General features: G+C 37.8%; 14 protein-coding genes. 3 read left to right on the top strand and 11 right to left on the bottom strand.

Going from position 1 to position 14773, the window contains the following annotated elements; genetic code table 11:
• Positions 1 to 190: 190 nt before the first annotated feature.
• The 3 genes from pflB to pflA all read right to left on the bottom strand — a co-directional run bounded on the left by pflB (position 191) and on the right by pflA (position 6024).
• Positions 191 to 2467 (bottom strand): formate C-acetyltransferase, encoded by a 2277-nt coding sequence (gene pflB / locus FFR48_RS01885; protein WP_137666170.1) that lies wholly within the window; start codon positions 2465 to 2467, stop codon positions 191 to 193.
• 117 nt (positions 2468 to 2584) lie between these two features.
• Entirely contained in the window at positions 2585 to 5179 is a 2595-nt protein-coding gene (adhE, locus tag FFR48_RS01880) for a bifunctional acetaldehyde-CoA/alcohol dehydrogenase (RefSeq protein ID WP_137666169.1), read from the bottom strand.
• 56 nt (positions 5180 to 5235) lie between these two features.
• On the bottom strand, positions 5236 to 6024 hold the full coding sequence (gene pflA, locus FFR48_RS01875; protein ID WP_137666168.1) for a pyruvate formate-lyase-activating protein: 789 nt from the start codon (positions 6022 to 6024) through the stop codon (positions 5236 to 5238).
• Between the two features lie 278 nt (positions 6025 to 6302).
• On the opposite strand from pflA, the gene FFR48_RS01870 reads away from it, so the two are divergent.
• Both FFR48_RS01870 and FFR48_RS01865 read left to right on the top strand, forming a co-directional pair.
• On the top strand, positions 6303 to 6689 hold the full coding sequence (locus FFR48_RS01870; RefSeq protein ID WP_137666167.1) for an Alr5209 family pentapeptide repeat protein: 387 nt from the start codon (positions 6303 to 6305) through the stop codon (positions 6687 to 6689).
• Between the two features lie 89 nt (positions 6690 to 6778).
• Positions 6779 to 6973, top strand: coding sequence for a dihydrofolate reductase family protein (locus FFR48_RS01865; RefSeq protein ID WP_137666166.1), 195 nt, complete (start codon positions 6779 to 6781; stop codon positions 6971 to 6973).
• Between the two features lie 63 nt (positions 6974 to 7036).
• Here FFR48_RS01865 and FFR48_RS01860 read toward each other — a convergent pair whose 3' ends face one another.
• Positions 7037 to 8485 (bottom strand): Ni/Fe hydrogenase subunit alpha, encoded by a 1449-nt coding sequence (locus FFR48_RS01860; RefSeq protein WP_137666165.1) that lies wholly within the window; start codon positions 8483 to 8485, stop codon positions 7037 to 7039.
• Between the two features lie 26 nt (positions 8486 to 8511).
• Between FFR48_RS01860 and FFR48_RS01855 the strand changes: the two genes are divergently transcribed.
• On the top strand, positions 8512 to 8673 hold the full coding sequence (locus tag FFR48_RS01855) for a hypothetical protein (protein ID WP_162501828.1): 162 nt from the start codon (positions 8512 to 8514) through the stop codon (positions 8671 to 8673).
• On the opposite strand, the gene FFR48_RS01850 is transcribed toward FFR48_RS01855, so the two are convergent.
• The 7 genes from FFR48_RS01850 to FFR48_RS01820 form a co-directional block, all read right to left on the bottom strand.
• Positions 8670 to 9284 (bottom strand): CP12 domain-containing protein, encoded by a 615-nt coding sequence (locus FFR48_RS01850; protein WP_137666163.1) that lies wholly within the window; start codon positions 9282 to 9284, stop codon positions 8670 to 8672. The two genes, FFR48_RS01855 and FFR48_RS01850, sit on opposite strands and share 4 nt — an antisense overlap.
• A gap of 100 nt (positions 9285 to 9384) precedes the next feature.
• Positions 9385 to 9930, bottom strand: a complete 546-nt coding sequence (locus FFR48_RS01845) for an NADH-quinone oxidoreductase subunit B family protein (protein ID WP_137666162.1) — start codon at positions 9928 to 9930, stop codon at positions 9385 to 9387.
• Between the two features lie 19 nt (positions 9931 to 9949).
• Positions 9950 to 10471, bottom strand: coding sequence for a DUF3122 domain-containing protein (locus FFR48_RS01840; protein ID WP_096571656.1), 522 nt, complete (start codon positions 10469 to 10471; stop codon positions 9950 to 9952).
• A 51-nt stretch (positions 10472 to 10522) separates the two neighbouring features.
• Positions 10523 to 11239, bottom strand: coding sequence for a bidirectional hydrogenase complex protein HoxU (gene hoxU / locus FFR48_RS01835; RefSeq protein WP_096571655.1), 717 nt, complete (start codon positions 11237 to 11239; stop codon positions 10523 to 10525).
• A 44-nt stretch (positions 11240 to 11283) separates the two neighbouring features.
• Positions 11284 to 12888, bottom strand: coding sequence for a NuoF family protein (locus tag FFR48_RS01830; protein ID WP_137666161.1), 1605 nt, complete (start codon positions 12886 to 12888; stop codon positions 11284 to 11286).
• Entirely contained in the window at positions 12875 to 13384 is a 510-nt protein-coding gene (gene hoxE / locus FFR48_RS01825; RefSeq protein WP_137666160.1) for a bidirectional hydrogenase complex protein HoxE, read from the bottom strand. Before hoxE ends, FFR48_RS01830 begins: the two co-directional genes overlap by 14 nt.
• An 88-nt stretch (positions 13385 to 13472) precedes the next feature.
• Positions 13473 to 13970, bottom strand: a complete 498-nt coding sequence (locus FFR48_RS01820) for a universal stress protein (protein ID WP_137666159.1) — start codon at positions 13968 to 13970, stop codon at positions 13473 to 13475.
• Positions 13971 to 14773: the final 803 nt, after the last annotated feature.

Genomic DNA, 14773 nt, shown 5'->3' with positions numbered 1-14773 from the left:
AGGTCTGGATAAACACTGAAATCCTTCTTCCCTGTTACCTACCTCAACGAAAAATTTATAAATCAAATCCTATCCCTATACAAAAGATTCCCCCCTTCTTTCGTACAAAGGGGGGTTATAAAACAGGTATGATAGAAAAACTACAACATGTTAAAGATCAGACATTTTAATTAATCTCTTGTCCTTAACTTTAAATGTGATCGTGGAAAGTTCGTTTAATCACATCTAACTGTTGTTCACGGGTTAACTTAATAAAGTTCACCGCATATCCAGAAACTCGAATTGTTAGCTGAGGATATTTTTCAGGATGCTCCATTGCATCGAGCAGAGTTTCTTTATCCAAAACGTTGACATTAATGTGGTGTCCTTCATTGTGGAAATAAGCATCTAACATTCCACTGAGATTATTAATTTTATCTTTGGGAGTTTTACCTAAAGCATTGGGGACAATAGAGAAAGTGTACGAAATGCCATCTTGAGCGTGTTTATAGGGTAGTTTAGCCACAGATTCCAGAGATGCGATCGCACCTTTTTTATCTCTACCATGTAAAGGATTTGCACCAGGAGCAAAAGGTTCACCTGCTTTTCTACCATCAGGTGTATTACCTGTCATTTTGCCATAAACAACGTTGGAAGTAATAGTTAAAACTGATTGAGTTGGTACAGCTTGACGATAGGTTTTTTGTTGACGCAGTTTATCCATGAAAGTCTGAACAAGATTAACTGCAATTTCATCCACTTGATGATCATTATTGCCAAACTGAGGATAATCTCCCTCAATTTCATAATCTATTGCTAAACCATTCTCATCACGAATTGGTTTTACCTTGGCATATTTAATAGCAGATAAAGCATCAGCCACCACCGATAAACCTGCAATACCACAAGCTACTGTCCGATAAACATCACGATCATGTAACGCCATTTCCAGACGTTCATAACAATATTTATCGTGCATATAGTGGATCACATTCAGAGTGTTGACATACAACTTCGCCAACCAATCCATGATTTTGTCAAATTTTTCCATCACTTCTTCATAATCTAAATATTCTGAAGTAATGGGAACAAAACCAGTGGTTACAAGATGACCTGTTTTTTCATCTTTCGCACCATTAATGGCATATAACAAAGCCTTAGCTAAATTAGCACGAGCGCCAAAAAACTGCATTTGTTTACCAATTCGCATGGCGGAAACACAACAAGCTATGGCATAATCATCGCCATATTTAGGACGCATTAGGTCGTCATTTTCGTATTGAATCGAACTACTTTCAATGGAAACTTTAGTACAGAAGTGCTTAAAGTTCACAGGCAAATTTTCTGACCACAGGACAGTTAAATTGGGTTCTGGTGCGGCACCTAAATTATATAAAGTGTGGAGGAAACGGAAGCTAGTTTTTGTGACTAAAGAGCGTCCATCTTCTCCCATACCACCAACACATTCTGTCACCCAAGTTGGATCACCAGAGAATAATTGATTATATTCTGGGGCGCGTAAAAACCTCACCATTCGTAATTTGATGACAAAATGATCAATGATTTCTTGAATTTGAGATTCTGTTAATGTACCATTGTTTAAATCTCTCTCAAAGTAGATATCTAGGAAAGTAGAAACTCTTCCCAAAGACATGGCCGCACCATTTTGTTCTTTAACAGCACCTAAATAAGCAAAGTAAGTCCACTGTACAGCTTCTTTGCCATTTGCAGCCGGCAAACTAATATCAAAGCCGTAACTAGCTGCCATGACTTTGAGTTCTTCTAATGCACGAATTTGCTCAACAATTTCTTCATGGAGTCGAATAGTTGACTCTAGCATATCGTCTAATTCTATGGATTCTAACTGCTCTTTTTTATCGAGAATTAAACGATCAACTCCATACAATGCTACCCGACGATAATCACCAATAATTCTTCCCCGTCCATAGGCATCAGGTAATCCGGTAATAATACCAGAATGCCTTGCTAATTTCATCTGTTTAGTATAGCCATCAAAAACACCATCATTGTGAGTTTTGCGATATTTAGTAAATATCTCTTCTGTTTGGGGATCAAGTTGATAATTATAAGATTCCAAGGAGTTTTTTACCACCCGAATCCCACCAAAAGGCATAATTGCCCGTTTCAAGGGTTTATCAGTTTGTAAACCAACAATTTGCTCTAATGTAGGATCAATATAACCAGGCGCATGGGAAACAATATTTGATGGTACTTGAGTATCAGTATCTAAGATCCCTTTTTCCCGTTCTAACTTCATCAAATCACTAACTAAACCCCAAAGATTTTGAGTACGTTCAGTCGCATTGGCTAAAAAAGAATCATCGCCATCATAAGGTGTATAATTCTGCTGAATAAAATCACGAACATTAACTTCTTGATTCCATTTACCAACCACAAAATCTTGCCATTGTTCGCATAAATTAGAGCTAGACTTTTCTTGTTTTTGACGTTCTAGATTTGCAACCATAATTACCTCTTTGATAATTCAAAATTAAAAATGTGGGGGCAATATCCCCGACTTATGAACATGAGTGATAACTTATTGACATTGGCAAATAAGCAGTCGGGGATCTAGATTCTACTATTAATTAATGCCTCGATAAGCCTTGACGTACAAATCTTTTAAATCACTAATTAGGGGATAACGAGGGTTTGCCCCTGTACATTGATCATCAAAAGCTTGTTCTGCCATTGATTCTAATTTGTCATAGAAAGTTTGTTCATCTGCTTTGATTACGTCCTTAATACTGGGGGGAATTTCTACATCTTTTTTGAGTTTTTCCACAGCATTAATTAGCAATTCCACCTTCTCATCTTCAGTGCTACCTCCTAATCCTAAATAATCGGCAATTTTGGCATAACGCCATTTAGCATTGGGATATTCATACTGGGGAAAAATTGCTTGTTTGAAGGGGGCATCTGTGGCATTGTAGCGGATGACATGGGAAATCATCAGGGCATTTGCTAAACCGTGGGGGACGTGGAATGTAGCACCTAATTTGTGAGCTAGGGAGTGACAAATTCCCAGAAAAGCATTAGCAAAAGCCATACCAGCAATTGTCGCCGCATAGTGGACTTTTTCCCTAGCTTTAGCATCTTTCGCCCCATTTTTGTAAGCAGAAGGCAAGTATTTAAACAGTAGGCGAATTGCTTCTAAAGCCAAGCCCTTAGTATATTCAGAAGCACAGATAGAAACATAAGCCTCCAGTGCGTGAGTTAGTGCATCAATGCCACCATAAGCTGTGAGTGACTTGGGCATATTTAGCACTAATTCAGGGTCAACAATTGCCATATTAGGAGTTAGTGCATAATCGGCTAAGGGGTATTTTATGCCCGTGCGATCATCTGTCACAACTGCAAATGGTGTTACTTCTGAACCTGTTCCTGATGTGGTAGGAATTGCCACTAAAATGGCTTTGTTTCCTAATGTGGGCAATTCATATACCCGCTTGCGGATATCCATAAAACGCATCGCTAAACCATCAAATTCTGTTTCGGGATGTTCATACATTAACCAGATGACTTTAGCTGCATCCATTGGCGAACCACCACCAATGGCAACAATTACATCTGGATGAAAACTATTAATTTGGGCAAGACCTTTATTAATAGTTGTTAAGGTTGGATCAGGTTCAACATCATAAAAAACTTGGGTTTTAATGCCGATTTCTTCTAGGACATTGGTGACTTTTTCTGCTAGTCCTAGTTCAAATAATGGTTGATCGGTAATAATCAAAGCGCGGTGTTTATCTGCTAAGTCTCGGAGGGCAACGGGTAAACATCCATATTTAAAATAAACTTTGGGAGGGACGCGAAACCAAAGCATATTTTCCCGTCTTTCGGTGACGGTTTTAATATTGATGAGGTGACGGGGTCCAACATTATCACTCACAGAATTATTACCCCAACTGCCACAACCCAAGGTTAGGGATGGATCAAGACGGAAGTTATATAAGTCACCAATTGCCCCTTGAGATGATGGGGTGTTGACTAATACCCGACTGGTATGCAGTGTATTTTCAAATTGGGTAATGTGATCGCGGTTTTCCGGTGCAGTGTAAAGTACAGAAGTATGTCCCAGCCCGCCAAATTCAATCAATTTTTCCGCTTTATCAACTGCTTCTGAAAAAGTTTTTGCCCGATACATTGCTAAAATCGGGGAAAGTTTCTCATAGGATAATGCTTCTGTTGTCCCAATCTCTTCAACTTCAGCAATGATCAATTTAGATTCTTTCGCTTTTTCTACTCCAGCCATTTCTGCTAATTTGGCGACAGTTTGACCCACAACTTCTGGATTCAAACGACCATTAACTAAAATCAAATCTCTGACTTGATGCTTTTCCTGTTCATTCAATAAATAAGCACCACGAGTCACAAATTCTTCCTTAACACTTTCGTAAATATCATCTAAAACAATCACTGATTGTTCACTGGCACAAATCATGCCATTATCAAAAGTTTTGCTGATCAAAATTGAAGAAACTGCCATTTTGATATCAGCACTTGAGTCAATTAAAGCAGGAGTATTTCCTGAACCCACACCCAAGGAAGCATGACCAGAAGAATAAGCAGCCCGAACCATTCCCGGTCCACCTGTAGCCAGAATCAGGTTAATATCGGGATGCTGCATTAACTCTTGAGAAAGTTCCACTGTGGGTTCATCAATCCAACCAATAATTCCTGGAGGCGATCCCGCTTCAACAGCAGCTTCTAGGATAATTTGTGCCGCTTTAATTGTGCATTGTTTGGCGCGGGGGTGGGGTGAAAAAATAATCCCATTTCTGGTTTTAAGAGCTAATAAAGCTTTAAAAATAGCAGTAGAAGTTGGGTTGGTGGTAGGAACAATTCCGGCTAATATGCCTACAGGTTCAGCAATTCTTTGAATGCCAAATTGTTTATCATCTTCAATGATCCCACAGGTTTTTTCATTTTTATATTTGTTGTAAATATATTCGGAAGCAAAGTGATTTTTAATAACTTTATCTTCCAGAACACCCATTCTAGTTTCTTCTACAGCCATTTTGGCTAAAGGAATGCGAGCAGCATTGGCAGCACGAGCAGTTTCTTTGAAAATGTGATCTACCTGATCTTGGGTATATTCTGCATATTGAAATTGAGCAGCTTTAACTTGTTCAATTAAAACCTTGAGTTCTTGTAAATTGGTGACTGTAATATTCATAAAGGTATGGTATTTTTTTGGTATTTGAAGTTCAGATTGTTACAAATAAATTTAATTTATTGTACCTGAATACCGTGGACAATAAAAATCTCTTGCACTTTTTGAATTTGTTCAGGAGTAGGAGGTTGAGTATTTTCTAGCTCGTAGTGATATTTAAGCTGATGCCACTTGTATTCACCTAATTTGTGAAAAGGCAAAACTTCCAATTTTTCTATATTCGTTAATTTGGAAATAAACTCAGCTAATTTGGTAACATTTTCCAAATCATCAGTTAGGTTGGGAACTAAAACAAACCGAATCCATGTTGGTTTATTAATGTCTCGTAAATATTCAGCAAATCTTAATGTTGGTTCGACAGAAACTCCTGTTAAATGCAGGTACGTTTTCGGATCAAAAGATTTGATATCTAGTAAGACTAAATCCACAAATTCCAGTACAGGTTTAGATGCTGTTAAATCGGGAAATCCAGAAGTATCAAGAGCGGTATGAATTTGCAGTTCTTTACAGCGGCGAAAAATTTCTCTGACAAATTCTGGTTGTAGTAAAGGTTCACCACCGCTAATGGTAACGCCCCCACCAGAAAACTGCATATAAGACCGATATTTTTCAATTTCCGCAATTAATTCCTCTGGAGTGACAGTGATTCCACCTGCGGTATCTCGCGTGTCAGGATTGTGACAATAGAGACATCTAAGTAAACAGCCTTGTGTGAAAATAACGAACCGTATCCCTGGACCATCAACTGTGCCACAAGTTTCTACAGAGTGAATATGACCTGATATATGAGAAGACTGTGAAACGGTTTGAACGAACCTATTTGGACTTTCATAAATTGAAGTATTCATACACAAATCCTCGAATCTTGGTTCAAAGCAAACACTTCTCATTATACTTCTTGTTTTGGAGAAGCCAATGTCAGGATAAAAAGTGAGTATTCTCCTGAATTCTTAACTTTGATTTTCAAACTACCAGAAAAATTTGAGGAACTCGTGAGGAAACAGAACAACGGTAAAAACAAACTTATGTGAACAGGATATTTATTTTCTGACTTATTCGTTATATTATTGATTCCGATACTTTCATAAAATCCATAAAAAATTGATATCAGTTGTGAGGCTGTTTTATGCCTGAAGTCAATTTTCAACAGCCAGTTGATAGTGCTGCTACTCTTGTAGAGGAATACGCAGTGGGAAAACGAGACTTTGAAAAAGCAGAATTAAGTGATGCTAATCTGCAAGGTGTAGATTTAAAAGGGTGTGATCTTAGCTATGCTGATTTAAGTAAAGCTAACCTCAGTCGTGCTAATCTGCGTGGATGTGATTTAAGTTTTGCTAATTTGAGTCAAGCAAATCTACAAAATGCAGATTTGCGGGGTGCAATGTTGTTTTCTGTGGATTTGCGTCAAGCAGATTTACAAGGAACTCATTTAGAAAAAGCAGATTGCGATCATAATACCCATTTTCCCCCAAATTTTGATGCTATTGCCGCAGGGGTAAAAATGAGCAATTAATTGTCAAAACACTGAGGCGGCTACATCAGCCGCTTATTTTTTATAATAAAACAAATATTCAACAAATACCTAAACTATTTATCAAATCTTTGCTAGAAACCGGATTTTTAGATGAAATGATTATTGCTATTCATCCCCTGATTTTGGGTGATGGTATTCCTTTATTCCTAAATAGTAACAACATCAATAAAACCCTACATCTCAGAAATATTAAAACTTATGATTCGGGATTATTACAAGTTTATTACGATGTTCAATCAACAATATATAAGCGATTTCTTTGAGAAGTCGGGTATCTATAATATAAAAACTTCTTTTTGCCTCTTGCCTCCTGCCCCCTGCCTTCTTTAATCCCGACAAATTTGATTTACCACATTCCCATCTTTATTCACCAATTCTATCAATAAAGGCATTTGTCCCACCGCATGAGTAGAACAACTCAAACAAGGATCAAAAGCCCGAATACCAGCCTCTACCCGGTTTAACATTCCCTGTTGAATATCACTACCATTGACAAAATGACGGGCAATTTGGGCAACTGTACGATTCATTGCTAAATTATTTTGACCAGTAGCAATAATCAAATTTACCTTTGCCATCAAACCATTTTCATCAACTTTATAATGATGGAATAAAGTCCCCCTTGGTGCTTCACTGACACCCACAGCTTCTAATTGATTAATACCAGCTTCCGCCCGCAAACGAGTTGATAAAATATCTGGGTCATCCAGTAAAATTTCAATGTGTTCAATACAAGCCAAAATTTCAATTAACCGTGCATAGTGATAAAAGAAAGAAGATTTAACAGTACCAGTTCCATGACTGCGAAATTCTTTTAATTCTTTATCTGCTAACGGTGTACCAATGTGGCTACAAACATTCAACCTTGCCAATGGTCCAACGCGATACATTCCACTATCTAAATGGCAATGATCGCTTGTATCAGGATAACCTAAAGGACGATAGTAAGGAGATTTTAAATAAGAATCAGCTTGCACAGCTTCACCGATAAATTCAGGATAATTAGCAGCATCTAATTTATCAGCAACAATATTTCCTGCACTATCAACAAAGCGGATATGTCCATCGTATGTTTCCCATAGACCATCAGGAGTCACTAAACCCATAAATAAACTAGGAAAATTACCAAAAGTTTGCGCTTCTTTTTCGTAATCTTTTAGTAAACCTTTAAATAAATCTATGGCATTTAAAACCGTGGTTTTTGCTTCAGGAATGCGGTTTTGAATATGAGTGCGATTTTCTTGGGTTAAAGGATCACTGACACCACCAGGAACTGCCCAAGAAGGATGGACTTTTTTACCTCCTAATAGTTCAATAATTTCCTGTCCAAATTGCCGTAAACGAATACCACCTCTAGCTAATTCTGGGTCGGCTGCTATCAAACCAAACACATTTCTGTTTGCTGGTTCGCTGTCCATTCCTAATAATAAATCTGGGGCGCTAAGGTGAAAGAAACTCAAAGCATGAGATTGGACAATTTGCCCTAAATTCATTAACCTGCGTAATTTTGTCGCGGCTTTGGGGATAGTGACAGCCAGTATTTGATCACCTGTTTTTGCTGATGCCAATAAATGACTTACTGGACAAATACCGCAAATTCTTGCAGTAATTCCAGGCATTTCTGGGAAAGGACGACCCACACAAAACTTTTCAAAACCGCGAAATTCTGTCACATGAAACCGCGCATCATTTACTTGACCGTCATCGTCTAAATAAATACTAATTTTGGCGTGGCCTTCTATTCTCGTAACCGGATCAATAACGATTTTTTTCATATTATTTGGGAATTGGGAATTGGGAATTGGGAATTGGGAATTGGGAATTGGGAATTGGGAATTGGGAATTGGGAATTGGGAATTGGGAATTGGGAATAAATAATTATCTATTCACTGTCACCAGTCACCAGTCACCAGTCACCAGTCACCAGTCCCCAGTCCCCAGTCCCCAGTCACCAATCACCTAGAGATCATAAACCCTAGCTTCTTCGGTTTCTGGAAACTCCTCACAGTATTCTTCAAAAGCTGTTTTTAAAGGTTTCATTGCCCGTTGGTGGGCTATTTCCGCTTGTATTTCTTCTACCACATCCCAAGCGGCTGCACATTCGGGGGAATTAATTCCTTTTTCTGAACAAACAAGACGAGCTTTTCTAATTTCATCTTGTAATTCTTGTTCTAACAAAATTGCATGGGGTTTTTCTAAAGCACTGCTGCCAGCTAAGATGTCAGTTAATGAGATTATTCCTATTAATTCGCCACTAATTACCGGCGCACGATGTAAACGATAATTAGCAAATAATCTGGCTACATATTCTAAACCTAGTTCGGGATTGACGACAATACAAGGTTTAGTCATAATCTCATAAACACGGATTTTATTTGTATCTTTCCCGTAGGCTATGACTTTATAAACAATGTCGCTTTCAGTTACAATTCCATAAGCATCTTGATCATGACGACGATCTACAATTAACGCCCTCCAGTCTCTAGCTTTCATTAAATCAATTGCTTCTTTAGCTGTAGCAGAACCGCGAATCATTGCTACATCTTTTGTCATTACATCTGCTGCTTTTAACATAATTCACCTCTTAAAAAATAGGGACTGGTGATTGGTGATTGGTGATTGGTGATTGGGTAATTAATTTGATGTTTACCTATCAACTATCAACTATCAACTATTAGCCAAATTTAATCATTTCCCGTCCTTCCATTACTGGTAATTCTCCTTTTAATAATGGTTCAAGTGCCGCACGAATGCGAGGGGCTGAAGGAGGACAACCGGGTAAATAAATATCAACTGGTACTATGTAATGAACGGGTACAACTTTATCAATTAAGGGTGGAACAATACCAGGTGAATGGGGTATTTGTTGATTAACATCTGCACCTTCAATATAAGCTAATTGCAGACTCACATCTGCATTTCCTGTTGGGTTACGCATAGCGGTTACATTTCCAGTAACAGCGCAATCTCCAAAGGAAATAATTGTTTTGGTGCGTTTCCTAATTTTGTGGATCAATTCTAAATGTTCTTCGTTAGCGATCGCCCCTTCTACTAATACCACATCCACACCTTCGGGATATTCTTTAATATCAGCAATGGGACTATAAACTACATCAACTTGGGCGGCTAAATCTATTAACCATTCATCCAAATCTAAAAAGGACATATGACATCCAGAACATCCACCTAACCATACTGTTGCTAATTTTATTTTATCCATCTTTGTACCTTTTTATTTTTTATTTGTTACTTGTAAGTAATATTTTCCATTCTTTCACAACATTAATTGGAACTGAAATATCAATAGACTTCGCACCAGGTAAAGGTATTGCCAAATTTAAAGGTTCGGTCGGTAATTGGGGCAATATTTCAGTGAAATTATATTGACCAATTGTGGGCGCTGGTGCTTCATCTAAAAATATATCAGGAGCGTTCCAAATTTGACCAGTTTTTGAGGTAATTCTTAACGGTTGGGGGTGAATTAATTCCGCAGAACCAGGAAAACCAACTAAGCGCAAATTAATATTAGATGTTTGCCCAGAGTAAACTTGTTTAAACAAAACAACTTGCCAAACTTTACCTAAGTGATCATCTAATTTTGTTTGTGAGCGATAAAGAACTTCTCCTGGAGTTTCTTCTATTTGCGTAACAACAGCAATTGCAGTCTGGAAGGTGAAACTTCCTAAACCCAGGAATATCAATGTTGTCAATATCCCCAGGAATAGCAACCGTAAAAAGATGTTGCCAATACGGTTTAACATTGGTTTTACCTCCTGGTAATTGGTAGGAAATATTCCCCGATACCCAACCTTCTAAACATTCCATTGTTTTTTCTCTCTGGCAGTGACTAAAAATTCAATTTTGCCTCGATCATGTACCATTTCTCCCACACTAGAACCTTGATAGAACAGCGCACCTGTAGGACAGGCATTTACACACTTACCACAAGAAGTACAAGTTTGAGAAGTTCCCCAAGGCTGATTTAAATCAGTAATTACGTGAGATTTTGATCCTCTACCTGCCATGTCCCAAGTATGTGCGCCTTCAATTTCATCACACACACGAACACAGCGAGTACAAAGCACACAACGATTATGATCTATGCCAAATCTATCATGAGAAGTATCAACAGAACGTTTAGGATTTTGATATTCTAAACGTACATGATCCATGCCCATTTCTATGGCTAAATCTTGTAATTCACAATTGCCATTAGCAACACAAACAGAACAAATATGATTACCTTCGGCAAATAACATTTCGATAATTGTCCGGCGGTATTTTTGGAGGCGATCGCTATTTGTATTCACCTCCATTCCTTCAGAAACTTTGGTAACACAAGCTGGTAAAAGTCTATTCATACCAGCAATTTCTACCAAACACAAACGACAAGCACCCACATCTCCCACACCTTCTAAATGGCAAAGTGTAGGAATATGTATACCCGCTTCCTGTGCTGCTTCTAGTAAGGTTTCATCCTCACGGGCGCTAATCATTTGCCCGTTAATTGTTAATGTTTTTACTGTCATACGAATTTTAGATTTTGCAATTAGTAACTATCAATTGTCAATTGTCAATTATCAATTATCAAAGCTAAATACTCATCTCGAAAATATCGCAAAGTGCTAAAAACTGGATTTGGTGCAGACTGTCCTAAACCACATAAACTGGTATATTTCACCATGTCACACAATTCTTCTAATAATTGCAAATCAGCTTGTGCAGCTTTACCATCACCAATCTTCACTAATAAATCATGAAGTTGCACAGTTCCCACCCTACAAGGAATACATTTTCCACAGGATTCATCCATACAAAATTCCATGAAAAATCTCGCCACATCTACCATATTTGTGGTTTGATCCATGACAATCATCCCACCAGATCCCATCATTGATCCCAAAGCAGTCAATGATTCATAATCTACAGGTGTAGCAAATTTTGACGCAGGTATACATCCCCCGGAAGGTCCTCCAGTTTGTACTGCTTTAGCAATACCACCATCAGGAACACCACCACCCATTTCTTGAACAATTTCTTCTAAAGTTGTCCCCATAGGTACTTCTATTAACCCTGTATTGCGGATTTTTCCAGCTAGTGCAAAAACCTTTGTCCCTTTACTTTTTTCTGTGCCAATACTCGCAAACCATTCCGCACCATTTCTCATAATTGGTGCAATATTCGCAAAGGTTTCTACATTATTAATTAAGGTGGGATAACCCCATAAACCAGATTCCGCCGGATAAGGTGGCCGGGGGTGAGGAACACCACGTTTACCTTCAATAGAAGCCATTAATGCTGTTTCTTCACCACAAACATACGCACCTGCACCAATACGAATTTCTATTTTAAAATCAAAGGGTGATTCAAATATTTGTGACCCTAAAAGTCCTAATCTTTGGGCTTGGCGAATAGCAGTTTCTAATCTTTTAATAGCGGTGGGATATTCTGCCCTCACATAAATATAACCTTGACTTGCCCCCACAGCATAAGCAGCGATCGCCATTCCTTCTAATACTCGATGAGGATCACTTTCTAATACACTCCTGTCCATAAATGCACCCGGATCACCTTCATCCGCGTTGCAAATAACAAACTTTTTCTCACCTTGAGATTTTGCCACTGTCGCCCATTTTAAACCTGTGGGATAACCAGCACCTCCCCTTCCTCTTAACCCACTTTTAGTAATAGTTTCTACTACTTCAGTAGGTTTCATTTCTCTTAGCACTTGGTAAAGGGCTTGATAACCATTTTCCACAATGTAAGATTGAATCCTATCCGGGTCAACTTTACCACTATTTTCTAACACAATGGGCAATTGTTTAGTAAAAAATGGTTGGCTCAAATCTTGCTGTTTTAAATCTGTTTCCTTACCCTGTACAGCCTCAATCACTTTTGCTGCATCCTCTGGGGTAACTTGTTCATAAAGTTTCGTTTCTTTGTTGTTTTCTTGATCCACCTGAACTAAAGGACCTTGACAACAAAGCCGCATACAACCCACACCAGAAACATGAATTTCATCCTCTAAACACGCAGCTTTTACAGATTTTTCTAAGTTATCTTTCACCATTTGAGAACCAGAAGACAAACAACCCGCAGCAGTACAACAACGAATCTGTACAGGTTTCGCCTGAGAACGTTCTATTCTGGCAATTTCTAATAATTCATTTAGTTCCATTCTGCCATTCTCCCACTTTTTCACAAACTGTTTCTGAAGTTTGATTTCCTAAAACAGCACCATCAAAAACTACCGCCGGTGCAATACCACAAGCACCTAAACATCTTGCAGTTAACAGGGAAATTTCCCCATCAGGTGTTGTATCTCCAGCTTTAATTTTGGTGGTATTTTCTAAACTTGTTAAAATCTCCTGTGCGCCTTTTACATAACAAGCAGTACCTGTACAAACTACACAATTATGTTTACCTTTGGGCGCAAGGGAAAATAAATGATAGAAAGTTGCTACCCCATAAACCCGACTGGGTGGTAATTTTAATTGGTGGGCAATGTACAACAATAAATCTAGTTCTAAATAACCGAATAATTCTGAAGCCCGATGGAGAATTTCAATCAGTGCATCTTGTTGATATTGATGCCGTTTGATAGTTGCGTCCAACATTTTCAAACGTTTATCTCCACTCGGATGATTCTTAGGAGGTGAATCTGTAGTTTTCATAAGTATTGATAATTGTTGATTGATTGGTAATTGGTAATTGGTAATTGGTAATATTTAAAAATCTTCCCTATTCCCTATTCCCTATTCCCTATTCCCTATTCCCTATTCCCTCAAAATGTATAATATACACAGAACAAGGTGCATGATGTAAAACATAATTACTAACACTACCGATTAAAAATTCGGTGATTCCAGACAGTCCACGTCGTCCAATCACAATCAAATCCGCATTCCATTCTTTGGCAAAGTTACAAATTACTTTACCCGGACTACCAACATTTTGCGAAAATTCAGTATTAATGTTCTCAGAATTTGCTTGGGCGCAGAATTTTTGTAACATTTCCAAACCCTCGTCTTTACGCACTTCCAGCTTTTGCAAGTACCTTTTCATGCTGTCATCACCCCAGCCTGGATAGTAATCCATCTGAGAAATAACCATTACATCATGAATGCCGTCTTCATCAGGTGATAAAACGTGCAATAGCATTAATTTGGCTGATGTTAACCTTGCTAAAGACAGGGCTTGTTCAAAAACTTGCTTTCCCATGTCCGAGCGATCCAATGCAACTAAAATTTTGTTAAACATCGCTACCCCCATCTTAGCTCGCCAATTATTGAAAATAGCTCTTTCTGCTTTCTAGATTCTTGGTTAGTCAAAATATGTTTATTTCATTTGGATTTCTTGACACTAATCTTCACAATTCGTTAATTTTTCACACCTGCCCTGTGACTTGGTTTTACACTTATGCTTATAGGCAAACAATTTGAGGAACTTGTGAGGATAGATTATAGGACTTACGCAAGATATGACTAAAAACCTTATTCTTGCGTAGGGGTAATTCATGAATTACCCCTACTTTCGTTCCCTTTTGCGTAAGTCCTGGATTATTGGTAATTCAGTCAGTATTCATCTGAGAAATTGGTTAATTACAGCAGGAGTCAGGAGTAAAACTGGCTTTGTGTATAGGTTTTAATTTAGATTCTGTACCGTATGGCTAACGCCACGCTACTCTATCGGCTGACTCTCACGGCGAAGCCTCATTGATCTGCAATCTGCTGTATCCAATAGGTATGTTTGGCGTAAGCCTGAAAAAGCTGACTACTGAGGGCTGTTAGCTGAATGCTTACTGATAATCAAAGCAATTTACAGGCTAGTATTTATATTTAATTTATATTTAATTTATATTTAATTTATATTTAATTTATATTTAATTTATATTTAATTTATATTTAATTTATATTTCATCATCTACTGATTTATCAATTATTCTGACTTGTTACCACCGAATTATTACAGAATATATATTTTCAGCTTGATATAAATTTATATTTCTACATCAATGTTACTATGTTACTATTTAATGTATAGAGTTAAACTTGTTTAAATTA

Source organism: Sphaerospermopsis reniformis (genome assembly GCF_005402885.1).
Classification (GTDB): Bacteria; Cyanobacteriota; Cyanobacteriia; order Cyanobacteriales; family Nostocaceae; genus Sphaerospermopsis; species Sphaerospermopsis kisseleviana.
Note: the sequence above shows the minus strand (reverse complement) of the source record. Positions and strands in the feature narration are given on the sequence as shown.

Excerpts from the sequence above, each read along its gene's own strand:
- FFR48_RS01820 (WP_137666159.1), bottom strand. The coding sequence starts at position 13,970 with ATGTTTAACAAAATTTTAGTTGCATTGGATCGCTCGGACATGGGAAAG.
- pflB (WP_137666170.1), bottom strand. The coding sequence starts at position 2,467 with ATGGTTGCAAATCTAGAACGTCAAAAACAAGAAAAGTCTAGCTCTAAT.
- FFR48_RS01860 (WP_137666165.1), bottom strand. The coding sequence starts at position 8,485 with ATGAAAAAAATCGTTATTGATCCGGTTACGAGAATAGAAGGCCACGCC.
- adhE (WP_137666169.1), bottom strand. The coding sequence starts at position 5,179 with ATGAATATTACAGTCACCAATTTACAAGAACTCAAGGTTTTAATTGAA.
- hoxE (WP_137666160.1), bottom strand. The coding sequence starts at position 13,384 with ATGAAAACTACAGATTCACCTCCTAAGAATCATCCGAGTGGAGATAAA.
- FFR48_RS01870 (WP_137666167.1), top strand. The coding sequence starts at position 6,303 with ATGCCTGAAGTCAATTTTCAACAGCCAGTTGATAGTGCTGCTACTCTT.
- hoxU (WP_096571655.1), bottom strand. The coding sequence starts at position 11,239 with ATGACAGTAAAAACATTAACAATTAACGGGCAAATGATTAGCGCCCGT.
- FFR48_RS01850 (WP_137666163.1), bottom strand. The coding sequence starts at position 9,284 with ATGTTAAAAGCAGCAGATGTAATGACAAAAGATGTAGCAATGATTCGC.
- FFR48_RS01845 (WP_137666162.1), bottom strand. The coding sequence starts at position 9,930 with ATGGATAAAATAAAATTAGCAACAGTATGGTTAGGTGGATGTTCTGGA.
- FFR48_RS01830 (WP_137666161.1), bottom strand. The coding sequence starts at position 12,888 with ATGGAACTAAATGAATTATTAGAAATTGCCAGAATAGAACGTTCTCAG.
- pflA (WP_137666168.1), bottom strand. The coding sequence starts at position 6,024 with ATGAATACTTCAATTTATGAAAGTCCAAATAGGTTCGTTCAAACCGTT.
- FFR48_RS01840 (WP_096571656.1), bottom strand. The coding sequence starts at position 10,471 with ATGTTAAACCGTATTGGCAACATCTTTTTACGGTTGCTATTCCTGGGG.